Raw genomic sequence first — 21570 nt, 5'->3', positions numbered from 1 at the left:
AAATACCCGCACCGGTAGGGATGGCGATGTTGCGAATGGCGGGTTCAGCCATGGTCGACCACGCCCATGTCAGGATCACACCGCAAGTCGCGCATCGCATCCGGCCGCACCAGCTTGAAATAGACGCTGTCGCACCATTCCTCGCCGACCAGCCAGGTTCGTTCGGCTTGGCCATTCGGTTCGAAACCGAGCTTGAGCAGCAGCGCGATCGACGCCGGGTTACGCGGATCGACGTCGGCGTGGAGCGTCTCGATGGCATGATGGGCGAAGACATGCGCGAAGATCGCCGTCAACGCCTCGCTCGCGAAACCCTGGCCCCAGGCGTCGGGGGCGAGGACATAACCGACATTGGGAAAGCGGTAGCAACCGGCCTTGCCGATCACCCTGCCCCGATGCTCGATCACGAAATCCTCACCGGCGCCGTCGGGCGAGGCGATCATGTTCGCCAGCCATTCGCGGCTCTGCTCGATCGTCTCATGCGGCGGGGTCGACCAGTAGCGCATCGCGCGGGCGTCGCTCAGGATCGCATGGATCGCGTCGAGGTCGGTTTCGCGCGCGCGGCGCAGGAGCAGGCGTTCGGTCCGGATCTCGGTCATGCGCCGATCTCTCGCCCGGCCCGCGTCAAACGGCAAGCTGCTAGCGAGAGCCGCACCGCGTCGCAGCGCCTATCCGGCATTGCGTCGCGACGCGGCTGCGATCATGAAGCGCCGACGACAGGTTCAGGGGCAGACGCATGACGGTGATCGGTATTTTGGGCGCCAGGGGCCGGATGGGCCGCGCGATCGAGGCGGTCGCCGCCGAACTCGATGTCGGCGTCGCCGGCGGGGTCGACAAGGACGGTCCGGTCCATGGCCCGCATGCCGATCCACGGGCGCTGGGCACGGCCTCCGACGTGCTGATCGATTTTTCCTCGCCGGCGGCGCTGACCGCCAATCTCGCCGCCGCGGTGGCAAGCGGGACCGCGCTGGTCATCGGCACCACCGGCCTTTCGCCCGAGGATCATGCGTCGATCGACGAGGCGGCGAAGTCGATCGCGGTGCTGCAGACCGCCAACACCTCGCTCGGCGTCAACCTGCTCGCGGCGCTCGTCAAGGAAGCGGCGCAGCGGCTCGGCACCGACTGGGACATCGAGATCGTCGAGATGCACCACCGCCACAAGGTCGACAGCCCGTCGGGCACCGCGCTGCTGCTGGGCGCTGCCGCCAACCAGGGGCGCGGCGCGGCACAGGGCGAACTCGACCGCTTCGACCGGCTCCACGATCGGCCCGGCCCCCGCGAGGAAGGCGGCATCTATTATGCGTCGCTGCGCGGCGGGTCCGTCGCCGGCGACCATCAGGTGGTGCTGGCGACCGACGGCGAGCGGATCGAACTCGGCCATCGCGCCGAAAGCCGGGCGATCTTCGCCCGCGGCGCGGTCAAGGCGGCGCTGTGGCTCGCGGGCAAGCCCGCCGGCCGCTACGCGATGGCCGACGTGCTCGGGCTATAGGCGGTCCGATGAAGAAGGCCGACATCTTCGAATTCTACCGCCGCCTCGCCGAGACCGATCCGTCGCCCGAGACCGAACTCGAATATGTGAACCCCTATACGCTGCTGGTGGCGGTGGCGCTGTCGGCGCAGGCGACCGACATCGGGGTCAACAAGGCGACCCGGCGGCTGTTCGAGGAGGTTCGCACACCGCAGGCGATGCTCGATCTCGGCGAGGAAGGGCTGAAGGCGCATATCAAGACGATCGGCCTGTTCAACACCAAGGCGAAGAATGTGATCGCGGCGGCGCGCATCCTCGTCGACGAGTTCGATGGCGAGGTTCCGCAGAGCCGCGACGAGTTGGAAAGGCTGCCCGGGGTCGGCCGCAAGACCGCCAATGTCGTGATGAACGTCGCCTTCGGCGCCGAGACGATCGCGGTCGACACCCATATCTTCCGGGTCGGCAACCGCACCGGGCTCGCCAAGGGCAGCAATGTCCTCCAGGTCGAACTCAAGCTCGAGAAGGTCACCCCCCAACCTTTCCGCCAGCACGCCCATCACTGGTTAATCCTGCACGGCCGTTATATCTGTAAGGCGCGCAAGCCCGAATGCTGGCGCTGCCCGGTCGACGATCTGTGCGCCTTCAAGCCGAAGACGCCGGCGCCGGCGAGCAAGACCGCCTGAGCCGCAGTCGGACTGTGGCGACGGTCCATGGCACAGGAGGACGAGATGACCAGGACATTGAAAGCCGCGATGGTCGCGACGCTGATGCTGACCGGCGGCGCGGTCGTTGCCGATGCCAAACCGCTCAAGCCCGAACAGGAGGCACTGATCAAGCCCGACGGCAAACCGGTCGACTGCATCCCCCTCAACCAGATCCGCGATTCGCGGGTGCGCGACGATCGAACGATCGATTTCTACGCGAACGGCAAGCGGGTCTACCGCAACGTCCTGCCCAATTCCTGCCCCAGCCTCGGCTCGGAGGAGCGCTTCAGCTATCGCACCTCGATGTCGTCGCTTTGTTCGACCGATATCATCACCGTGCTCTACAACTCGCCTTTCGGCGCCGGCGCGTCATGCGGGCTGGGCAAATTCCAACCGATCACCGGCGCCCCAAAATAGCTTTGCCGTCATTTTGCAGCGGCAGCCACGATTTCGGCTAGCCGCTGCCGAAAGGCTTTGCTAACGCGCTGCCAACGCACCCGTAGCTCAGCTGGATAGAGCGCTGCCCTCCGAAGGCAGAGGCCAGGGGTTCGAATCCCTTCGGGTGCGCCAATATAATCCATTCAAAATCAAAAGCTTCGGCTTGTCGTATAATCGACACCGGACGGTCTTGCGCGTGTGGGATCGCAAATGGCGGTCTTTGCCGTCCAGACGCGATTTCGGGATCGCATCGCGCGACTTGCGACGAAGCCTATGTTCGCCCGGCCCGACGAATCATGATCCGGCACCGGAATGCGGCCTCGCAGGAAGCCATGCGAAGGCCGCCATCCCTCGATCGCGCCTGACAAGCCGAATGGCCTTGTTCACGTCATGATCGCGGCTTGCGATCCAGCACCGCCATCCGCGGGATGATCGAACGGGCGATCCGCCAGGCGCCGTCCTCGCGCCGATAGTCTTCGTGATAATGCCCATAGCCATGCATCATCAGTTCGCCGGTTCGCTTGCTGAAACCCAGATCCTCGAACGCGATGATCCCGCGGGCGTCGTCCGGGCCATCGACCCATATTTCGTGGCAGTGGCCGTGATGGACGGTGGTGACGCCTTCGGTTTCGCGCCTGATGATATCCACCACATTCTCACGCCCTTCGATCGACACGCTGTCGTCGCCGAGCAGCACGTCCGCCGTGAAGACCCCGGCCAGCGCCTCCCACGCCTTGGTGTCGGTGAAGCGGAAATAGCGGGCCTTCAGTTGCCGCAGTTCTTCGGCAATGCTGAGCTTTTCGATCTCGGTCACTTCTACTCTCCTACCGCGCGGTCAGGTCGGCATGGATGACAAGCCGGCTCAGACGCGAATGGGCGATGCGCCACGCGCCGTCCTCGACACGATAGCGCTCGTGATAATGGCCCCAGCCCTCGATGACGCACGCGCCGGTCTGCCGGTTGCTGATCTTGTCGACCATCGCGATGATCCCGTCGGCTTCGGTCGGCGAGCGGATCATGACCTCATGGCAATGGCCATGATGGATGCTGATGCGATCGGCGATCGAATCCCGGATCGCGTCGACGATGCTGTCGCGACCGGCCAGTTGGAAGCCCGCCGTCTCGGCCGATTCCGGACTGCCATCGTCCGGATCGACCGAGGCGCCCGCGCGCAGATCGAAGCAGGCGTCTTGCGTGAAGACGAGCCGGAGATCGTCCCACTGCTTGGCGTCCAGGCATCGGAAATAGCGCGCCTTGAGCTGGCGGATCGCATCGATCGCGGCAAGCTCCTGCTCCGGCGTCATTGGCCGAACCGGATCTTGGCCGAGACGCCCCACGTCGCCGGCGCCCCCCATATCGTCCCGGCGCCGGTCGAGTGGGTGATGACCTGGGTAAGATATTTCTGCCCGAACACATTGTCGCCGAACACGGCGAGCGTCAGCCTGTCGCCGGGGTTCGTCCACTCCGCCCGCAGGCCCACGACGTCATAGGCCTTCTGGTAAAACTGCTCGGCGAAATCGAAGTAGAATTTCGAGCTGTGGTACAGGGTGCCCGAGAGCGCCGCCTTGCCGCCGGCGAGATCGAAGGCATAGCGTGCCCCGGCATTGGCGGTCAGCTTGGGCGCCCGCTGCATCCTGAACCCCGCCGCATCGAGCGGCACCAGCTGATATTGATCGAGCGCGCCGCAGGTCGCGATCGGCTGGACGCTGCTGCACAGGTGGAAGTCCGCCGCCTGCGGGAAAGAGGTATATTTGGCATCGGCATAAGCACCGCCGGCGTTCAGCTCGAGACCCGGCAGGATCTGATAGCGCGCTTCGGCCTCGACGCCGTAGATGCGGGCATTGGCCGCGTTGAGCACCTTGGAGAGGCCGTTGACATAGACCGAGGTCTGCAGGTCGCGATATTTATAATACCAGCTCGCCAGGCTGAACGAGAGACCGCTCGACGCATATTTATAACCGACCTCGAAGGCGTCCATCTTCTCCGGCTTCACCTTGCCGTTGTTGATGACGTCGATCAGCCCCGCTTTGTAGCCGCGCGTGTACGAACCATAGAGCGAGCTGCGCCCATCGAACTCGTAGCGCAGGACGGCGCGCGGGGTGACCGCGTTGCCGCTGGTCTTGCCGACGATGGTCGGCGGAAACGGCAGGAACTGAAAGCTCGCATCATCGAACTTGTCATGGCTGTAGCGGGCGCCCGCGGTCACGAAAAGCCTGGGGACCAGTTCGTAGGTAAGGTCGACATAGCCCGCGATGCTGCGCGTGCGGGCATGGGTGACGATCTGATAGAATGGCGGATTGAACTCATGGTTCGCGCCGCCGGTGATCGGCCCGTCGCCGTTGCGGAAGGTGTCGGTATAGTTGAAGTAGAAAGCCCCGGCGGTCCATTGCAGCGGCGCGCCGGACTTGGAGGTCAGGAGCAGCTCCTGGCTGAAGGTCTTGTCGAGCACGGGCGTGATCAGGAACAGGATGTCCGCTGCCGTCTGGTCCTGATCGGATATCACCGACCCCGCCTCGCGCCGATATTGGGTGTAGGAGGTGAGATCGGCGAAATCGAGGTCGAGCTTGCCGGTCAGCTGATAGGCGTCGCCATGAAACCGGAAGGTGGCCTGGTCGCCCGGGTTGACGGCGGTCTGGCGGTAGCCCGTGGGCAACAGCGACGCGGGAAGCGGCACGCTCGCCGGTCCGGTCGGCAATGTGACGATCGGCCGCACCGCATAATCGACACCGTCCTGCCGCAGCAGGCCATAAGCGACGTTGGTCGCGTCATCCATATTCTGGTGGGTATAGCGGGCGAGCAGCGAGAAGCGCTCGGTCAGGTCGAATTTGGCAGCGGCGCGCACCGACCAGTTTTCGAGGCGCCCGGGATGTCGCGGGCCGGCCGCGACGATGTTGTTCGCATAGCCGTCGCTGCGCCGGTAGTTCGCCGAGAGGCTGACCGCGATCTTGTCGGTGATGCCGGTGGTGACATAGCCGTCGAGCTGGGCGGTGTTGAACCGGCCATAGGATGCGGAGGCTGCTCCCGAAGCATCGCTGCTGGGGTCGTTGGTGTTGACCAGGATCGCGCCGCCGGTCGTGTTGCGCCCGAACAATGTGCCTTGCGGCCCTTTGAGCACCTGGATGCCGGCCAGGTTGAGCAGCTGGAAGTCGCCGGCCAGCGGATTGGGCGAGTAGAAGCCGTCGATATAGATGCCGACATTCGATCCGCCGCCGGCGGTGACGACCGCATTGCCGACACCGCGGATGGTCGGCTGCACGAATGCCGAGGCATAGTCGAAACGCAGGCCCGGCGTCAGCTTGACGATATCGCCGAGCTGGGCGACGCCGCGGCGTTCCAGCGTCTGCGCGCTGAGCGACGTGATGCTGATCGGCACGTCCTGCAGCCGCTCCGAGCGCCGCTGCGCGGTGACGATGATGTCACCGGCCGCGTCGTCCACCGGCGCGGGGGCCGCGTCCTGCGCGAAGGCCGGAACCGCCATGATGCAGGACAGGCCGGCCAGCAGCGCGGTTCGTGTCGTCGATGTCATATTCTCTCTCCTCCCCGGTTCTTCTCTCCGGATATTCAGGGTGCGGTCGGCCCGCTTCAGCGGGTCTCGACCAGGCTTCATCGTCGGAGCGCCTCGAGCGCTCCGATCGTGTCGTTGTCGATCATCGCCGCGCTGAACCGCGCCGTGTAGGCGGTGTTGATCGCCTCGGGCTGGAATTCGGAGGCGTTGGTCATGAAGATCATGAAGCCGAAGGCGAGGAAGGCGGCGTAATCGGCCATCGCTTCGTCGATCGACGGAGCGGCGATGCCCTGTGCCGCCAGTTCGTCGAGATAATGACGCACGAGGTCGCGCTCGGCACGCCGCCGGTCGATCGGGTCGAGCGCGCCGCCGATATGATAGGCGATCTCGGCCAGCCCGGGCCAGCGGTGCGGCAGCGAGTCGAAGAAGCCGGGTTCGCCGTCGCTGTCGACGTAGAGATTGCCGAGATGCGTGTCGCCATGGAGCACCGCATGAGGGCGCCGCGTCGCGAGCAGCGCCATCGCGTCGAGCGCCGCCGCCATCCAGTCGCGGTCCTGGAAACGGATCGATGCCGCCCGCCCGCGCGGCAGCTCGACGAAACCCTGCCAGAGGGCCGGCTCGAGAAACTGTGCCATATGGCCACCGCCCATAGGGACCATGACCGGCACCCAGTTCCATGGCCCGCCGGGCGCCAGATCCACACTGCCCCACGTCTTCGCGTGAAAGCGCGCGAGCGCCGACAGACGGCGCGAGACGGCCTGCGCCGCCTGCGGCTGCAGCGGGTGGCAGAAGGCGACGCCACGGGCCGACAGATCCTCCATGAGGACCGCCCCCATCCCGGTCGCCCGGTCGAAATCGGCGAAATAGCAGGCCGGGCTGCGCAGCCCGAGCACCGGCAGCACGTCCCGATATGCGCGGACCTCGGCCTCGTGCATGAACGGCAGCGACGCGCTGTGCGGCTCGAAGCCGGTCTTCAGCATCATCCGCTCGGGAATGCCGGCATCGCGGGCGGGCCGGTTCGGCGACACAAGCAGCCGGATCTTGGTGCAGGTGCCGTGGATGATCTCGCCGATCTCGAGGTCATCGACCGCGGCGCCCGGCGCCTGGCCGCTCAGGGCCGCGCCGAGCCAGTCGCGATCGACCTCGTCGAGGTTTCGCGGCAGGGGCCGGCCGGGTCGCGCTTCGACGCTCATGCGGCCAACCGGGGGTCGATATGGACTTTCAGCATCTTGCCTCCCTGGCGAATGGCGTCGAGCGCGGCCGGCAGCCCCTCGAGCGGCACGACATCGCTGACCATGATCTCCGGATTGAAGCCGCGGCGGTCGAATGTCCGCGCGGTCGCTTCGAACTGCGCCGGCGAATAAGCGAGCGGGAAGACGAGCCTGGCCTCCCTGAAGGTCAGGCCGATCGGCAGCACGGGCTCGGGGGTCATGCACATGCCCATCCCGATCACGGTCCCGCCGAGCCGGACATGGCCGATCGCCTGGCCGAGCATCCCCGGCTTGCCGATGCATTCGGCGACGATGTTCGCGGGTCCGCCGAGCGCCGCATCGAGCGCGGCGGGGTCGTCCTCGTCGAAGGCGTGAACGGCGTCCGCCCCCAGCGCGTGGCAGATCTCGCGGCGATGCGACGATCGCGATGCGACGACGATGCGCCCCGCCCCCAGCTCGCGCGCCCACCAGATCACCCCGAGCGCCATCGATCCGGCGCCGAGCACCAGCAGGCTGTCGCCGCGCTGCAGGCCGGCCATCGTCAGCGCGCGCAGGCCGCAGGCCATCGGCTCGATCAACGCGCCGTCGGCAAGGCTCAGCGACTGGGGAAGCCGGATCGCCGTGGACGCCGCCACCGCCGCGCGCTCGGCGAAGCCGAACGACTGGCCCCTGCCGCCGACGCAGAACAGGATGCGGCCTTCGCGGCAGGGTTTGCACGATCCGCAGCCGGCATTCGGCAGGCAGGCCACGCGGTCGCCGACACGCCAGCCCGTCGCGGCCTTGCCGACCTCGATGACGGTGCCGGCATATTCATGGCCGAAACATTGACCGGACGGATAGTCGAAGGCGCTGCCCGAGGTCATCGCCAGATCGCTGCCGCAAATACCGCAATAGGCGATCTCGATGAGCAGCTGATCGACCGATGGTTCCGGATCGGCGACGCGCTCGATCTCGATCGGACGGTCGGCGCCGCGGAAGATTGCCGCCCGCATCTTGCCTCTCCCTTCGCCTCGTTCGTGCGGATGGTCGCCTTTCGGTCGCCATGGCCGTCATGTATATTTTGAGACTGATCATTCCCGTAACTCGACGCCAAGCATCTGTAAAGCGGCGTCGGACGACGATAGAGAGAAGATGTGGCTGATACCGATCCCATGACAGACCGCCGAAACGCACCCGCGCCGCAGGAGCGGCGTGCCCCGGGGAGGCCGCCGGCCGCGGTCGAGCCGCGGCGCGGCCGCATCATCGAGACGGCGATCGGGCTGTTTATCGCGCATGGCTTCGCCGGCACGACGATCGACGAGCTCGCGCGCCGATCGGGCCTGAACAAGCGAACGATCTACACATTGGTCGGCGACAAGGAGCAGATTTTCCGTGAGGTCTGCCGCCATGTCGCGCTCAACGGTGGCCTCGATCTGAGCGACGCGATCGACCGGTCGAGTTTGCGCAACAGCCTGATCAACCTCGGCCACCGGCTGATGGAAAACAGCCTGGCCCCACAGACCATCGCCCTGGAGAAAACCGCGATCGCCGTGGCCCCGCTGTTCCCGGAGTTCATCGATGAACTGGTCTCGAGCAATTATCGCGAGGCCAATGCGAAGGTGGCGAGCTTTCTCGCCGACCTCAAGCGCCACGGGCTGTTGCCGGTGGCGGACGAATTTGTCGCCAGCGAACTGTTCTTCGATCTCGTGATCGGCCAGATCGCGCATCGCATGCTGCTGGGGCAGCGCTGCGAGGCGCCGGATACCCACTACCTGGAACAGCGCGTCGACCTGTTCATCCTGTGCATGTCCGGTTGAGTCGCAGCGGTCGGCATGGCCCCGACGGCAAGATATCGCCGGTGCGGCGGCCTGGCATTGACAATGCGGCACCCGACCACCGAAGCCGGCAGCAACACGATATCGGGAGAATGACGATGGCCGGACGGGTGGCGCTGGTGACCGGGGCGGCGGCAGGAATCGGCAGGGCCTGCGCGCTGCAACTCGCGGCCGACGGGCATGCCGTCGGCGTGCTCGATCTCGGCCTCGCGGGCTGCGAGGCGGTCGTCGCCGAGATCGAGGCCGCGGGCGGACGGGCGATCGCGCTTCCGGCGAGCATCGCCGACCGCGCAGGCGTGACGGCGGCGGTCGACGCGCTGCGGGCCGCGTTCGGGCCGGTCACGATCCTGGTCAACAATGCCGGGATCTCGATCTACGTGCCGTTCGACGCGATCACCGACGCCGAGTGGGACCAGATGTTCGATATCAACGTGCGCGGCACCTTCGTCGTCACCCAGGTCGTGCTGCCCGACATGAAGGCCGCGCAATGGGGGCGGATCGTCAACATCTCCTCGTCGAGCGCGCAAACCGGCAGCCTGCATCATGTCCATTACGCCGCATCGAAGGGCGCGGTGATCGCGATGACGCGCTCGCTCGCGCTGGCGCTCGGACCCGACGGTATCACGGTCAACAATATCCCGCCCGGATCGGTACTCGGTACGGTCATGTCGGAGGCGAATATCACCCAGGAGACGCGCGAGCGGCTCACCGACACCTTGCCGGTGCGCCGCGTCGGCAGGCCGGAGGATATCGCGACCGCGTGCGCCTGGCTGTGCAGCGAGGAGAGCGGCTATGTCACCGGACAGACGATCGGCGTGAATGGCGGCCGGGTCGTCTCCTGACCCGAACCTCCGCGCCTCGCGGTCTCGACCTTCGATCATCCCGGTGATCCCGTCGACCGGTTCGTTCGTCACGAACGGCCTGGCGATGATCTCCATCACCGGTTCGATACCCGTCGCCGACCGCCGCGCGAAACGCGATCCGCCGCAAAACCCCGTTGCGATACCATCTTCTCATGATAGGATAGCCCTCACCACCGCCAGAGTGGGCTATGAGAGGATGCGGCCATGGAACGCCTGGAATCCGTCTTTTGCAGCTGCGAGTTCGGCTGGGCCTGCCTCGCGAGCGGCTGTACAGGCACCCTCGCGCTCGCGGCGTTCCTGCTTCTGCGCTGATCGCGCCTAGACCGGTTTCCCGCTCGACGGCTCGCCATCGCCATAAGGGTTCGGCGCGCCCAGTTCGACCAGCCGGGCATTGAGCATCTGAAGCAGCCGGATCAGTTCGGCCTCCTCAGCCTTCGTCAGCACCCCGAACACGTTCGACGCGAACGCCTGCCGGCTCGGATCGGCATCGCGGATGATATCGCTGCCCTTGTCGGTGATGCTGATCCGCTTCGCGCGCCGATCGTTCGGATCGGGATCGCGGCGCGCCAGCCCGTCGCGCTCGAGCGCATCGACCGCCTCGGTGACCGTCCGCGGCGCAAAACCGAACGCATCGCTGATATCGATCGCCCGCACCGACCGGCCGCGCTCGATGAAATGCAACAGCTTGAGCTGCGCGAGCGAGACCCCTTGCCCCTTCAGCGTCTGGTTGAGCAGGCGGTGCATGCGCAGATGCAGGTCGCGCATCGTTTCGGACAGTTCGAGGTGGACCGTCATAGCGTGAAATATTGTGGGACCATATGATATGGCATTGTCATATCACCTCGGGCGGTGCAAGGGCCGCCTTGCGCGATCCGGCGCGGTGTGGCCCCAGGGTGAGACGAGTTTGATGGACAGCACAGAACAGCCCCCGGCGACGGCGTCCGACGAGCGCGAATCCGGCGCCAGGCGCCCCGGCATTCGCCGCGTGCTGCTGATCGTCGCGGTGCTGGCCGTCATCGGGCTGATCGCCTGGCTGGTCCGATATCAGACCCATGGCAAATATATCGAAGAGACCAACGACGCCTATATCCAGGCGGACAGCGTCACGGTGGGGCCGAAAATCTCGGGATATGTCGAGCAGGTCTTCATCCGCGACAATCAGGATGTGCGCCGCGGCCAGCCGCTGGTGCGGATCGATCCGCGCGACTATCGCGCCCAGGCGTCGCAATATCAGGCGCAGATCGACGTCGCCGCCGCCAATGCCGACAATGTCCGCGCAATGATCGGCGAACAGGAGGCCGCGGTCGCCCAGGCGCAGGCGCAGCTGGCGACCGCCACCGCCGATGCCCGCTTCGCCGCCGACGAGGCCGCGCGCTATGCGCCGCTCGCCGCCAGCGGCGCCGAAACCCGCGAGAAACTGTCGAACCTGCGCAACCAGTCGGCCAAAGCCGCGAACATGGTCCTCGCCCAGCGCGCGGCGCTGCTGACCGCGCAGCGCCGGATCGGATCGCTCCGCGCGCAGGTTCGCCAGGCGCAGGCGCAGGGCGAGGCGGCGAAGGCCCAGCTCGACGCCGCCAGCGTCAATGTCGGATCGACGATCCTGCGCGCCAGCGTCGACGGGCGGATCGGCGACCGGACGGTGCGCGCCGGCCAGTTCATCCAGGCCGGGACGCGGCTGATGTCGGTGGTGCCGCTGGCATCGATCTATGTCAGCGCCAATTTCAAGGAGACCCAGATCGGCCTGATGCGCCCCGGCCAGCCGGTGACGATCAGCGTCGACGCGCTCGACAGCATCGACCTGACCGGCCATGTCGAGAGCATCTCGCCGGGCACCGGCGCGCAATTCTCGCTGCTGCCGCCGCAGAACGCGACCGGCAACTTCACCAAGATCGTCCAGCGCGTGCCGGTGCGGATCGCGATCGACGCCGGTCCCGACGCCCGTCGCATCCTGGTGCCCGGCCTGTCGGTGACGGTCAGCGTCGACACCATCTCGGCCAAGGGCGAGCAGCGGCGCATCATCGACCAGGAGAAGGCCCGGAGCGAGGCGCGGCGGTGAACGACGCCGCAACATCGGCATCCCCGCCGCCGGTCGAACGCGCCAGCGCCTCCGACTGGCTGGCGGTCGCCGCCGGCACGCTCGGGGCGCTGATGGCGATGCTCGATATCTCGATCGTCAACAGCTCGCTGCCGACGATCCAGGGCGAGATCGGCGCCAGCGGCACCGAAGGGACCTGGATCGCGACCGCCTATCTGGTCGCCGAGATCGTCATCATCCCGCTGTCGGGCTGGCTGGTGCGGCTGCTCGGCCTGCGCACCGTGTTGCTGCTCGCCGCCGGACTGTTCACGGCCTTCTCGATATTGTGCGGGGTATCGACCAACCTGACGATGATGATCATCGGCCGGGTCGGCCAGGGCTTCACCGGCGGCGCGCTGATCCCGACCGCGATGACGATCATCGCCACCCGCCTGCCGAGCAGCCAGCAGGGGATCGGCAATGCCATGTTCGGCGCGACCGCCCTGCTCGGGCCGGTGCTCGGGCCGCTGCTCGGCGGCTGGCTGACCGAAAATGCCAGCTGGCATTATGCCTTCTTCATCAACCTGCCGTTCGGGATCGCGCTGGTCGCACTGCTGCTGGTGACGATGCCGCACGTGAAGGCCAATCTCCACCTGATCCGCGAGGCCGACTGGCTCGGTGTCGTCGGGCTGGCGCTCGGCCTCGGCTGCCTCACCGTGGTGCTCGAGGAAGGCGAGCGCGAGCAATGGTTCTCCTCGTCGACGATCGTCTGGCTGACGATCTTCTCGCTGATCGGCTTCGCGCTGCTCGCCGCCGGCCAGATGCTCGCACGCCGCCCGGTCATCCGGCTCGCGCTGATGCGCAACCGCGAATTCGCAAGCTGCATCCTGCTGGTCACCGTCATCGGCATGGTCATCTACGGCACCTCCTATGCGATCCCGCAGTTCCTCGGCGCGGTCGCCGGCTATAACTCGCTGCAGGCGGGGCAGATCGCGATGCTGTCGGGACTGCCGATCGTCGCGCTGATGCCGTTCACCCCCTATCTGATGCGGGTGATCGACCTGCGGCTCGCGGTCGGTTTCGGCTTTTGCGTGCTGGCGCTCAGTGCCTGGCTCGAAACCGGGCTGAGCCCGCTGTCGACCGGCGGCTCGTTCGTGGACTCGCAGCTGCTGCGCGGAATCGGCAGCGCCTTCACCGCGACCTTCCTCAACCAGGCGGTGATCCGCTCGGTGCCGCGCGAGCAGGCCGACGATGCCGCCGGGCTCTACAATGCCGCGCGCAATCTCGGCGGTTCGATCGCCCTCGCCGGGATCGCGGTCGTCCAGGACCAGCGGCTCTGGCTGCACAGTCGCCGGATCGAAGAGACGCTCAACGCCAACTCGGTCGCAGTACAGGATTATATCGCCGGACAGGCACATGCATTGGGCAGCCAGGGTGCGGCGCTGCGCATGCTCGATGCCACGATTCAGAGCCAGGCCCTCACCATGACCTATGCCGACCTGTTCTGGTATCTGTCGGTGGGTATCGTCATCGTCATCCCGCTCGTGCTATTCCTGCGCCCGCTCCGCAAGGATGCGCCGCTGGTCGCCGCGCATTGAGGAACGTCATGCGTCCATATTGCCTCCCGCCGCTGGCCGGCCTTCTGCTCGCCGGATGCACCGTCGGCCCAAATTATGGCGGGCCGCCTATGATCGCGCCCCATGCGGCCCAGTCACCGGCGTTCGTCCGTGCCGGCGATGCGCCGGTGACCGCGACCGCCCCGGCCGGGCATTGGTGGCAAAGCCTTGGCGACGCCACGCTCGACGCGCTGGTCGCCAGGGCGATCGCCGCCAATCCCGACGCACTGGTCGCGCAGGCGCGGCTGCGGCAGGCGCGTGCCGCGCTCGGCCTCCAGCGCGCCAACGGCACGCCCAGCCTCAACGCGTCGGCGGTCTATGCCCATGCCCATCTGCCCGGGGTCGATCTCGGCGGCAGCCAGGACAGCGGCAGCACCGGCGGCAACAACACCAGCGACCTCAACCTCTATAATCTCGGCTTCGACGCGAGCTGGGAGATCGACCTGTTCGGCGGGCAGCGCCGCGCGGTCGAGGCCGCCCGCGCCACCGTCGAGGGCGCCGCGGCCGATGTCGCCGACGCGCAGGTCAGCCTGTCGACCGAGGTGGCGCAGGCCTATGTCAATCTGCGCGAACGCCAGCAGCGGATCGTGCTCGGCCAGCGTGCGCTGGCGATGCAGCAGGAGATGCTCGACCTGACCCGCCAGCGCTTCGCGCGCGGCACCGCGACCGCGCTCGAGGTCGCGCGGGTCGACAGCGATCTCGCCGCGCTACGCGCGCAGCTCGTCCCCCTCGCCACCGATCGCGATTCCTACCTCAACGCGCTGGCGGTGCTCACCGGCGAAGAACCGGGCGCGCTCGACGACAGCCTCTCGGCCACCGCAGCCGTTCCATTGCCCCCCGCCTCGGTCGCGGTCGGCGATCCCGCCGCGCTGCTCCGGCGGCGCCCCGACATCCGCGCCGCCGAACGACGGCTCGCCGCCGACACCGCCAAGATCGGCCAGGCCGAAGCCGCGCGTTTTCCGCGGCTGAGCTTCATGGGGCTGATCGGCATCGGCGGCACCAGCCTCAGCGATCTCGGCAAGCTCGACGATTTCGTCGGGGTCGCCGCGCCGCAGCTGAGCTGGAGCTTCCTCGACTTCGGCCGCAACAAGGCGAAGGTCGGCCAGGCCGAAGCGGTCCGCGACGAAGCCGAGGCGCGCTATCGCGGCGCGGTGCTGACCGCGCTGCGCGATGCCGAGGATTCGCTCGCCCGCTTCCGCGACCGCCGCATCGCCGTCGCCGAACTCGCCCGCGCCCGCGATCTCGCCGAGCAGACCGCGCGGCTGACCGCCGAACGCTATCGTGCCGGCACCGCGACGCGGATAGACCAATTGGGTGCCGAGCGGCAGCAGATCAGCGCCGAGCAAAATCTCCTGACCGCGCGCGCCGCGCTGACCGGGGACTTCGTCGCGATCCAGAAAGCGCTGGGCCTCGGCTGGGCCGCCAACTGAATTAGCGTGAGGGGCGTCCGCCCGGCCGCGGCTTGGGCGGGCCACGGCGTTCGCGCGGGCCGCTCGGCGCGCGCGACGGGCCATCGGTGCGCGCCGTTCGCGGCGGACCATCGGTCCGCGGCGGGCGCGCGGGACCCGCGAGCTTCGGGTTGACGACGGTATAGCCTTCCTTTTGCAGCCGCACGAACGCCGCACGGACGCTCGCCTGGATCGAGGCCTGCAATTCGGCCGGAAGATCGGCAACCGCGGTGTTCGGGTGGATCGCGTTCAGATCGCGCAGCAGCGCGTTGGGAACCCCCTTCGATGCGGTCCGCAGCGCGGCCACGCCATCGATCAGCGCCGCGGCGATCGCCTCGTGCATGACTTCAGCCGCTGTCTTGGTCATGCCTTTTCTCCGGTCGCCGACGCCGGGCGCGGCGCGCGGGCAGCGCTAACGCCAGCCAAGGCTAAAACCAAGCAAAACCGCAAATGCTCCACGGCCATCGCGACAGGTTGACACGCCTGCCTCTCGCGCCAATGAATAGGCCCATAGCGTATCATAAATATGATCAAGGGAGATGGCGCGCCGTGAGCAAGACCAACAAGGATGTGGTGATCGCGTTCATCGAGGCGTTCAGCAACGGCGATGCCGAGGCCGCCAAGGCCTGCCTCGCGCCCGACGCGATGACGGTGGCGAAGGGATTCGGCAAGCTGTCGGGGCCGCGCCCCTATGAGATCATCGTCGCCACCACCGGCGCCTTCAAGGATCTGATCCCGACCGGCCTGCAGCCGAGCTTCAAGAGCGTCACCGCCGAGGGCGACCGGGTGGTGGTCGAGTTCGAGGGCAACGCCACGCTGGCCAATGGCGAGGATTATGCCAATCAATATTGCATGGTCTTCACGCTGGCCGACGGGCGGATCAAGCATGTGAACGAATATTATTGCACGATCCTGGCCGACGCGAAGATCCTGCCGCTGCTTGGTCAGGTCGAGGCGCAGCGGCAACGCCTCGACGCCGGGTAACCTCGAAAGCGGGCCGATCGCCCCGCGCGATGCCCCTCATCCACCCCCTTTTGCGGGCCGGACGATATGGCACAGCTGCGCCCGGATTGTTGCCAGTCGCGACGGCGCCACCGCGGGTTCGAGCGGTTCGTTCAGCCCAGCCTGCGCCTCGATTTCGGTCTTGAGCCTGGCCGCAAAGCCCTTGGCCAGTTGCGGCAGCAGCGGCTTGCCCATCGCCTCCCACATCGGCGCGAGCGGGCCGCTGCCTTCGACCCGGACCTTCAGGACCACGTCGGTGCCGCCTGCCCCATTGGCCGATGCCCGATAGGTGCCGCTGCCCGCCACCGGATCGCCGGCGAGTTCGTAGGAGAAGGCGACCGCCTCGGGCCCATCCCAGCGATCGACCAGGACGAGGACGTTCACCGTCCGCACCAGCCCGCCGACCCCGACCTTGAGCGTCCAGCGCGACCGGTCGGCATCGACCAGTTCGCATTCGCGAAAGCCCGGCATAAGGCTGGCCCAGCCCCTGATATCCTCGACATAGGCCCATATCCGGCCGATGCCGGCGTCGATCGTGATGCTCTGCTCGGTCTCGATCACAGGCCTGCTCCGGTGCCGCGGCGGGCGATTTCGCGTTCGAGCAGGTCGCTCGGATCACCTGCGGCATGGCGGCCGGCGAGATAGCCATGGGTCATGCCGCGGGCGTTGGTGATGCCGCTCTGCATCAGCGCGCCATTGTCGAGCCGCGCCATCGAATTGCCGGCGGTGTAGAGGCCCGGGATCGGCGCGCCGTCCCAGCCGAGCACCCGGCAATGATGGTCGGCGACCAGCCCGGTCGAGGCGATGCCGCCGCCGCCGAGCCGCCTGAATTCGACCGCATGATAGGGCCCCTCGGTCAGCGGGCCGATATTGGCGTTCGGCTGCTGGTGCGGATCGCCGGTTATCAGGTTGCTCCACGGATATCGGCCGCGCCCGAACGCCGGATCCTCGCCCTGCACGGCATGGCGATTAAACTCCGTCACGGTCGCTTCGAGCCCCTCGGGATCGATGCCGATCGCGAGCGCGAGCTCGCGCAGCGTGTCGGCCTTGACCCCGACGCTTTCGGGCAGGTCCTGGCCCGGCATCACCGATCCGAACGGATATTTGGCGCGCGCCTGGCCGTCCATGATCAGCCAGCACGGGAAATTGGGATAGGTCTGGTTCGATCCGTCGATGACATCGGTCGCGAAATAGATCGATCGATAGAAGGATTCGTCGGCGAAGCGCGCGCCGGCGCGGTTGACGGTGATGGTGTGCGGCAGCCCGAGAAACGGGATCGCGCCGCGCCATAGCGGGTCGTCGCCCTCCTGCTCCTCGCCGGGAATGTGGAAGCCCAGCCCGGTCACGTCGGGAACCTGGGCGATCCGCGCCCCGACCGGGCCGGCGAGACGGAAATGGGCGCCGTCGATCCCCGGCATCACCATCGAGGTCAGGTCGAGCTGGCGGCCGAGCGTCTTCGCGAAACCGGGATGACGCTCATAGCTGCTCACCGCGACGACGACCCCGCGATGCGCCCTGATGAAGATGTCCTTGCCGTCCTGCGACGCCCGCACGCCGACGACGCGCTCGCCATCGGCGATCAGTTCGAGCACGGTGGTGCCGGTGTGGATCGGAATGCCGCGGTCGAGCGCGCCCCTGGCGAAATAGCCGACCAGCCCCGGCCCGAGGCAGCGCTCGTCGCGTTCGAGCCGGCCGGCCATCACCCCATAATCCCATTGCAGCATGTTGGCGACGCCGCCGCCATCGAAGATGTCGTGATGGGTCATGCCATAGGGGACCTGCGGCGAAACCCGGGTCCGGAACTGCCAGTCGCCGAGCGTCTCGGCCGGAAACGGCACCACCTCGAGCATCCGGCCCTCGGCGACGGCGTCGTCATGAAAGGGGTAATAATAATCGGGGCAGCCGCGGATCGGCTGCATCCGCAGGCCGATCCTGTCCTCGAAATAATCGAGCGCGACCGGGCCGTGGATCGCCTGGTTGAGGATCGCGGCGTCGTCGCCGAAACCCATCGCCAGATTGCGGACATAACGAAACCCGCTGTCGGTCGTGTCCGCGATACCGAGCGCATCGGCGTGGCGGTTGCTGGGGATCCACACCTCGCCCATCGAATAAGCGGTGACCCCGCCGATCTGGTCGGCGCGCTCGAGGATGATCGCGCTGGCGCCATGATCGTGCGCGGTGATCGCGGCGGCCAGCCCGCCGCCGCCCGACCCCACCGCGACGAGATCGGCTTCGAGGTCCCAGGCCGCGGGCAGATTGTTCAGCATGTCAGTTCCCGTCCGATGTCGTGATGGGCCGCGCCGGCCCGTCGGTGCCGGCGCCGCGGAAGGTCGATCAGGCGAAGGCTTCCTCGCCGAGCAGGGTGGTGCGGTGCATGACCCGGCCGGAATCGACCGGATAGGGTTCGGCCCGGTGCAGCACGCCGCTATTGTCCCAGATCAGCAGGTCGCCGACGGTCCATTCGTGCCGGTAGATATTGTCGGGCCGGGTCGCGAAGGCGAGCAGTTCGTCGAGCAACGCATCGCTCTCCGCCCGGTCCATGCCGACGATGTGCGAGGCGTGGCAGCCGATCACGAGCGACTTGCGGCCGGTCGCGTGGGTCCAGACCAGATTGTGGACCTTGTCCTCGCGGCTGCGCCAGAAAGCGACATTCTGCGCGGTCGGCTCGATCCCGGCGCGCAGCATCGACACCTCGACGCTGTGGACGACCTTCAGCCCGTCGATCCGGGCCCTGGTCGCCGGCGGCAGATCCGCATAGGCGGCATAGCTGTTGGCGAATTCGGTCTGGCCGCCGACCGCCGACAGCACCCGGGCGCTGAGCAGCGAGGCGAAGATCGGCACATCGTCATGGGTGCCGTCCATATGCCAGTTGAACGATCCCTTGAGATAGTCGGCGCTGGCGGTGATGCTCTTGTCGAGGGTGATCTTGAAGATGCCGTTCACGCCCTCGTCGCGCAGCGATCCCATCATTCGTGCCAGCGCGACCTGATGTTCGTCGGCAAGATCGATAGCCCGGAACAGCAGCACGCCGCGCTGCTGCAAGAGCCTGCGGACCTCGGTCGCGGCCGCGGGATCGAGCAGGGTTTCGACATCGGTTCGAATCTCGGAACCGATCCGGTCGGTCAGGTCCACGACCTCGAATGGCATATGCGCTCTCCCGTTGCCGGCCCTATTATTGATACCGTTCTGACCGTTTATTGGGCGCCCCCGCCCTGCTGTCAAGGCATCAGCTGAAAACGCGAAGAGCCCGGGCGGGATGATCCCCGCCCGGGCTCCGACCCGCTTGCCGCGCTAAGGCTCGGTGCTACTTGACCACCACCCGCACCCGATCGAGATTCTGGATGCGGCCATAGGGGGTCGCGCCGTCCCCCTGGCGCTGCGAGATGCCGCGCAACACCGGGAAATAGGTGCCCGGCCGGTCGAAGCGGTGGGTGATCGAGACCTTTACCTGCCGCGCGCCCTTGCCGACCGGGGAGGTCGTCGCGAAGCTGCCGCCATTGTCGAAATCCCATTGCGCGGCGATCACCGATCCGGCGCCGGGCGGCACCTCGATCGTGCCGGTGAAGGTCACCGACTGGCCCGCGGCGATGTCGGCCCGAACCCCGCCATTGGCCTCGAGCACAACCACCGGCTGGATGCCCTTGCGCTCGCGCGCGGTCGCGGGGACGACCACCTGGCCGTCGTCGACGCGATAGGCGGTGCCGGCCGGCGGCGGGGTGCCCTTTTCGACCCAGGCGGCGAGGTCGCGCAGCGCCTGGTCGAGCACGCCGAGATAGCTGACGGTGTGGGTGCGGTCCTCCTGGCTGGTCGAATCGCCGTGCAGCGCATGGTCGGTGTACCAGAGCCGGAAATGATCGTCGGCCGCCGCACCGAAATGCCTGGCCACCCGCGCGCGGTACCAGTCGGCCGACCAGGGATAGGCTTCGCGGTCCCACAGCGATTCGACGAGGATCATCTTGCCGTCGAAATTGCCCTCGGGGATCGATCCCGCGGTCGCCTTGGTGAAGATCGGCCCGAGCAACATCGGCCGCTGCGGATAGAGCGGCGTGCCGTCGGCCTTCCGAAACTGGTCCCACACCTTGAACTCGGCGCCGGGCACCTGGTGGCGGTGATAGGTCTGCGCGGCGAGGAAATTGCTGTTGTCGACCTCGACCGCGTCGCCGGGGGCGATCTTCGCCGCGACCGCGGTGTCGACGATGCCGAGGATGATGATGTCGCCCTCGATCCGGCTGACCATCAGCTTCGCCCCCTTCGCCGCCCCGCTGGCGACGATCAGGTCGCCGCCGAGGAACTGCGCCCTGGGCGGGGCCTCGGCGAGCCGATAGGCGACGACATGCTTGGCATCGTCGCCCTGCAGCGCCGCGTAGGAATCGTCGACATTGCCGGTGACCTTGCCGTTGACGAGGCTGGTCCGCAGCTTCTGCCGCGCCGCCTCGGCCGCGGTGATCGCCTCGATCACCCGGCTCTTGTGCTGGATGCGGGCGCCGGCGAAGCTTTCGGGATGGTCGAAGCCATAATAACCGGGCTTGGTCCAGAAATCCCTGAAATAGCCGGGATCGGCCATCACCACCCCGCCATAAAGCGCGGCGAAGCCGTGGATGCCCATCGTCTCGTAACCGAACCAGGATTTGATCGGGAAACCCATGCGGGTGACCTCGCGCAGCGCCCCCGCCTGCTCGGGGTTCAGCCCGGCATAGGGATCGCCGCTGCCGCCCGGTTCGACCGCGTCGACGATCTGCGGGAATTTGCCGTCGAGCAGCCGCATCGCGTGCATCCGCACGGTGAAGCTGTTGGGGATCGCCATGCTCGATCCGAGCACATAGGGCACCACCCCGTCCCATACTCCGCGGGTGTTCTCAAACGATCCGGTGGTGCGATAGGCGCCGCCGCTGCCGCCATAGGCATAGCCATAAGGCCGCTTGCCACCGTACATCTGGGCCGCGACCACCCGCGAATATTGCGCGGCGGCGGCGTTGGCGCGGTAGGCGCCGATCGTCGGATCCTTCGATCCGAACCCCGCCGAGGCGGCCCCACCGCCATTGGTCTCGACGAAATAGCCGCCGCTCGCGATCGCGAAGCCGATCTTGCTGGGTTCGCCCGCGGGCGTGTGCTGGGCGAGATTCTCGCTGTCGGGCGCCGGGGTGATGTGCTGGAAGAAGCGCCCCTGATATTGCGCCTTGGGCGGCAGATAGAAGGAGAAGCGGGTCTCGGTCCCCTTGAAGCCACCATGGACATAGCGATGCCGCACCGGCGCGTCGCGCCATTCGTCGATGTCGACATAAGGCTGCGCGAACATCGGATCGAGCGCCGATGCGGCAACCGGCGGCGGGGCGCCCGCCGGCTCCCCTGCCGCCTTCGCCGCGGGCGACATCACCGCCAGCAGCGCCGCCGCCGCCAGCCCAGCCTTTGCCGCGGATTTGAACGAATATGCGAAATCCCGTGGCGTCATGACGATGTCCATGCCTTTGCGCAAAGGGCCGGCCCGGGCCG

21 protein-coding genes and 1 tRNA gene are annotated in these 21570 nt (G+C 67.1%); 10 read left to right on the top strand and 12 right to left on the bottom strand.

What is annotated here, in order from left to right; genetic code table 11:
- Nucleotides 1-44: 44 nt before the first annotated feature.
- Nucleotides 45-596: a GNAT family N-acetyltransferase gene (locus AC1RM6_RS06105; protein WP_493099086.1), complete on the bottom strand. Its 552-nt coding sequence runs from the start codon at nucleotides 594-596 to the stop codon at nucleotides 45-47.
- 137 nt (nucleotides 597-733) lie between these two features.
- Between AC1RM6_RS06105 and dapB the strand changes: the two genes are divergently transcribed.
- The 4 genes from dapB to AC1RM6_RS06085 all read left to right on the top strand — a co-directional run bounded on the left by dapB (nucleotide 734) and on the right by AC1RM6_RS06085 (nucleotide 2739).
- On the top strand, nucleotides 734-1486 hold the full coding sequence (gene dapB, locus AC1RM6_RS06100) for a 4-hydroxy-tetrahydrodipicolinate reductase (protein ID WP_493099084.1): 753 nt from the start codon (nucleotides 734-736) through the stop codon (nucleotides 1484-1486).
- An 8-nt stretch (nucleotides 1487-1494) separates the two neighbouring features.
- Complete coding sequence (gene nth, locus AC1RM6_RS06095; RefSeq protein ID WP_493099082.1) at nucleotides 1495-2148, top strand: endonuclease III; 654 nt, start codon at nucleotides 1495-1497, stop codon at nucleotides 2146-2148.
- A gap of 45 nt (nucleotides 2149-2193) precedes the next feature.
- Nucleotides 2194-2586 (top strand): hypothetical protein, encoded by a 393-nt coding sequence (locus AC1RM6_RS06090; RefSeq protein WP_493099080.1) that lies wholly within the window; start codon nucleotides 2194-2196, stop codon nucleotides 2584-2586.
- Between the two features lie 76 nt (nucleotides 2587-2662).
- Nucleotides 2663-2739, top strand: a tRNA-Arg gene (locus AC1RM6_RS06085).
- A 256-nt stretch (nucleotides 2740-2995) separates the two neighbouring features.
- On the opposite strand, the gene AC1RM6_RS06080 is transcribed toward AC1RM6_RS06085, so the two are convergent.
- The 5 genes from AC1RM6_RS06080 to AC1RM6_RS06060 form a co-directional block, all read right to left on the bottom strand.
- Nucleotides 2996-3421 carry a nuclear transport factor 2 family protein gene (locus tag AC1RM6_RS06080; RefSeq protein WP_493099078.1) on the bottom strand — a complete coding sequence of 142 codons (426 nt, stop codon included), beginning with the start codon at nucleotides 3419-3421 and terminating at the stop codon, nucleotides 2996-2998.
- Nucleotides 3422-3431: 10 nt separating this feature from the next.
- A complete protein-coding gene (locus tag AC1RM6_RS06075) occupies nucleotides 3432-3911 on the bottom strand; it encodes a nuclear transport factor 2 family protein (protein WP_493099076.1) in 480 nt (159 codons plus the stop codon).
- Nucleotides 3908-6133: a TonB-dependent receptor gene (locus AC1RM6_RS06070; RefSeq protein ID WP_493099074.1), complete on the bottom strand. Its 2226-nt coding sequence runs from the start codon at nucleotides 6131-6133 to the stop codon at nucleotides 3908-3910. The genes AC1RM6_RS06075 and AC1RM6_RS06070 overlap by 4 nt, the downstream gene beginning before the upstream one ends.
- 77 nt (nucleotides 6134-6210) lie before the next feature.
- Nucleotides 6211-7305, bottom strand: coding sequence for a phosphotransferase family protein (locus AC1RM6_RS06065; RefSeq protein WP_493099073.1), 1095 nt, complete (start codon nucleotides 7303-7305; stop codon nucleotides 6211-6213).
- On the bottom strand, nucleotides 7302-8315 hold the full coding sequence (locus AC1RM6_RS06060) for a zinc-dependent alcohol dehydrogenase (RefSeq protein ID WP_493099071.1): 1014 nt from the start codon (nucleotides 8313-8315) through the stop codon (nucleotides 7302-7304). Before AC1RM6_RS06060 ends, AC1RM6_RS06065 begins: the two co-directional genes overlap by 4 nt.
- A 141-nt stretch (nucleotides 8316-8456) precedes the next feature.
- On the opposite strand from AC1RM6_RS06060, the gene AC1RM6_RS06055 reads away from it, so the two are divergent.
- Together AC1RM6_RS06055 and AC1RM6_RS06050 are read left to right on the top strand one after the other, a co-directional pair.
- Nucleotides 8457-9119, top strand: a complete 663-nt coding sequence (locus AC1RM6_RS06055) for a TetR/AcrR family transcriptional regulator (RefSeq protein WP_493099070.1) — start codon at nucleotides 8457-8459, stop codon at nucleotides 9117-9119.
- Between the two features lie 116 nt (nucleotides 9120-9235).
- Nucleotides 9236-9979 (top strand): SDR family NAD(P)-dependent oxidoreductase, encoded by a 744-nt coding sequence (locus AC1RM6_RS06050; protein WP_493099068.1) that lies wholly within the window; start codon nucleotides 9236-9238, stop codon nucleotides 9977-9979.
- Nucleotides 9980-10318: 339 nt separating this feature from the next.
- Here the strand turns inward: AC1RM6_RS06050 and AC1RM6_RS06045 are convergent, their stop codons facing one another.
- Nucleotides 10319-10795 carry a MarR family winged helix-turn-helix transcriptional regulator gene (locus tag AC1RM6_RS06045; protein WP_493099066.1) on the bottom strand — a complete coding sequence of 159 codons (477 nt, stop codon included), beginning with the start codon at nucleotides 10793-10795 and terminating at the stop codon, nucleotides 10319-10321.
- Between the two features lie 112 nt (nucleotides 10796-10907).
- On the opposite strand from AC1RM6_RS06045, the gene AC1RM6_RS06040 reads away from it, so the two are divergent.
- The 3 genes from AC1RM6_RS06040 to AC1RM6_RS06030 are packed head-to-tail and all read left to right on the top strand — an operon-like array spanning nucleotide 10908 to nucleotide 15060.
- Nucleotides 10908-12056, top strand: a complete 1149-nt coding sequence (locus AC1RM6_RS06040) for an HlyD family secretion protein (RefSeq protein ID WP_493099064.1) — start codon at nucleotides 10908-10910, stop codon at nucleotides 12054-12056.
- Nucleotides 12053-13612, top strand: a complete 1560-nt coding sequence (locus AC1RM6_RS06035; RefSeq protein ID WP_493099062.1) for a DHA2 family efflux MFS transporter permease subunit — start codon at nucleotides 12053-12055, stop codon at nucleotides 13610-13612. Before AC1RM6_RS06040 ends, AC1RM6_RS06035 begins: the two co-directional genes overlap by 4 nt.
- A gap of 8 nt (nucleotides 13613-13620) precedes the next feature.
- A complete protein-coding gene (locus AC1RM6_RS06030; RefSeq protein ID WP_493099060.1) occupies nucleotides 13621-15060 on the top strand; it encodes an efflux transporter outer membrane subunit in 1440 nt (479 codons plus the stop codon).
- Between the two features lies 1 nt (nucleotide 15061).
- On the opposite strand, the gene AC1RM6_RS06025 is transcribed toward AC1RM6_RS06030, so the two are convergent.
- Nucleotides 15062-15445 (bottom strand): hypothetical protein, encoded by a 384-nt coding sequence (locus tag AC1RM6_RS06025; RefSeq protein WP_493099058.1) that lies wholly within the window; start codon nucleotides 15443-15445, stop codon nucleotides 15062-15064.
- A gap of 182 nt (nucleotides 15446-15627) precedes the next feature.
- Between AC1RM6_RS06025 and AC1RM6_RS06020 the strand changes: the two genes are divergently transcribed.
- Nucleotides 15628-16062, top strand: a complete 435-nt coding sequence (locus AC1RM6_RS06020) for a nuclear transport factor 2 family protein (protein WP_493099056.1) — start codon at nucleotides 15628-15630, stop codon at nucleotides 16060-16062.
- A 36-nt stretch (nucleotides 16063-16098) separates the two neighbouring features.
- Here the strand turns inward: AC1RM6_RS06020 and AC1RM6_RS06015 are convergent, their stop codons facing one another.
- The 4 genes from AC1RM6_RS06015 to AC1RM6_RS06000 form a co-directional block, all read right to left on the bottom strand.
- A complete protein-coding gene (locus AC1RM6_RS06015) occupies nucleotides 16099-16641 on the bottom strand; it encodes an SRPBCC family protein (protein ID WP_493099054.1) in 543 nt (180 codons plus the stop codon).
- Nucleotides 16638-18347: an FAD-binding protein gene (locus tag AC1RM6_RS06010; protein ID WP_493099052.1), complete on the bottom strand. Its 1710-nt coding sequence runs from the start codon at nucleotides 18345-18347 to the stop codon at nucleotides 16638-16640. The genes AC1RM6_RS06015 and AC1RM6_RS06010 overlap by 4 nt, the downstream gene beginning before the upstream one ends.
- Nucleotides 18348-18414: 67 nt before the next feature.
- Nucleotides 18415-19227 (bottom strand): TauD/TfdA dioxygenase family protein, encoded by an 813-nt coding sequence (locus AC1RM6_RS06005; RefSeq protein WP_493099050.1) that lies wholly within the window; start codon nucleotides 19225-19227, stop codon nucleotides 18415-18417.
- A 157-nt stretch (nucleotides 19228-19384) separates the two neighbouring features.
- On the bottom strand, nucleotides 19385-21529 hold the full coding sequence (locus AC1RM6_RS06000; protein WP_493099048.1) for a PKD domain-containing protein: 2145 nt from the start codon (nucleotides 21527-21529) through the stop codon (nucleotides 19385-19387).
- Between the last annotated feature and the right edge of the window lie 41 nt (nucleotides 21530-21570).

The organism is Rhizorhabdus sp. GW822-FHT03C02, from assembly GCF_058801765.1.
Note: the sequence above shows the minus strand (reverse complement) of the source record. Positions and strands in the feature narration are given on the sequence as shown.

Bases quoted from the DNA above. Each gene is read 5' to 3' on its own strand.
- AC1RM6_RS06045 (WP_493099066.1), bottom strand. From the start codon at position 10,795: ATGACGGTCCACCTCGAACTGTCCGAAACGATGCGCGACCTGCATCTG.
- AC1RM6_RS06105 (WP_493099086.1), bottom strand. From the start codon at position 596: ATGACCGAGATCCGGACCGAACGCCTGCTCCTGCGCCGCGCGCGCGAA.
- dapB (WP_493099084.1), top strand. From the start codon at position 734: ATGACGGTGATCGGTATTTTGGGCGCCAGGGGCCGGATGGGCCGCGCG.
- AC1RM6_RS06025 (WP_493099058.1), bottom strand. From the start codon at position 15,445: ATGACCAAGACAGCGGCTGAAGTCATGCACGAGGCGATCGCCGCGGCG.
- AC1RM6_RS06050 (WP_493099068.1), top strand. From the start codon at position 9,236: ATGGCCGGACGGGTGGCGCTGGTGACCGGGGCGGCGGCAGGAATCGGC.
- AC1RM6_RS06070 (WP_493099074.1), bottom strand. From the start codon at position 6,133: ATGACATCGACGACACGAACCGCGCTGCTGGCCGGCCTGTCCTGCATC.
- AC1RM6_RS06075 (WP_493099076.1), bottom strand. From the start codon at position 3,911: ATGACGCCGGAGCAGGAGCTTGCCGCGATCGATGCGATCCGCCAGCTC.
- AC1RM6_RS06060 (WP_493099071.1), bottom strand. From the start codon at position 8,315: ATGCGGGCGGCAATCTTCCGCGGCGCCGACCGTCCGATCGAGATCGAG.
- AC1RM6_RS06040 (WP_493099064.1), top strand. From the start codon at position 10,908: ATGGACAGCACAGAACAGCCCCCGGCGACGGCGTCCGACGAGCGCGAA.
- AC1RM6_RS06010 (WP_493099052.1), bottom strand. From the start codon at position 18,347: ATGCTGAACAATCTGCCCGCGGCCTGGGACCTCGAAGCCGATCTCGTC.
- AC1RM6_RS06065 (WP_493099073.1), bottom strand. From the start codon at position 7,305: ATGAGCGTCGAAGCGCGACCCGGCCGGCCCCTGCCGCGAAACCTCGAC.
- AC1RM6_RS06090 (WP_493099080.1), top strand. From the start codon at position 2,194: ATGACCAGGACATTGAAAGCCGCGATGGTCGCGACGCTGATGCTGACC.
- AC1RM6_RS06000 (WP_493099048.1), bottom strand. From the start codon at position 21,529: ATGACGCCACGGGATTTCGCATATTCGTTCAAATCCGCGGCAAAGGCT.
- AC1RM6_RS06005 (WP_493099050.1), bottom strand. From the start codon at position 19,227: ATGCCATTCGAGGTCGTGGACCTGACCGACCGGATCGGTTCCGAGATT.
- AC1RM6_RS06030 (WP_493099060.1), top strand. From the start codon at position 13,621: ATGCGTCCATATTGCCTCCCGCCGCTGGCCGGCCTTCTGCTCGCCGGA.
- nth (WP_493099082.1), top strand. From the start codon at position 1,495: ATGAAGAAGGCCGACATCTTCGAATTCTACCGCCGCCTCGCCGAGACC.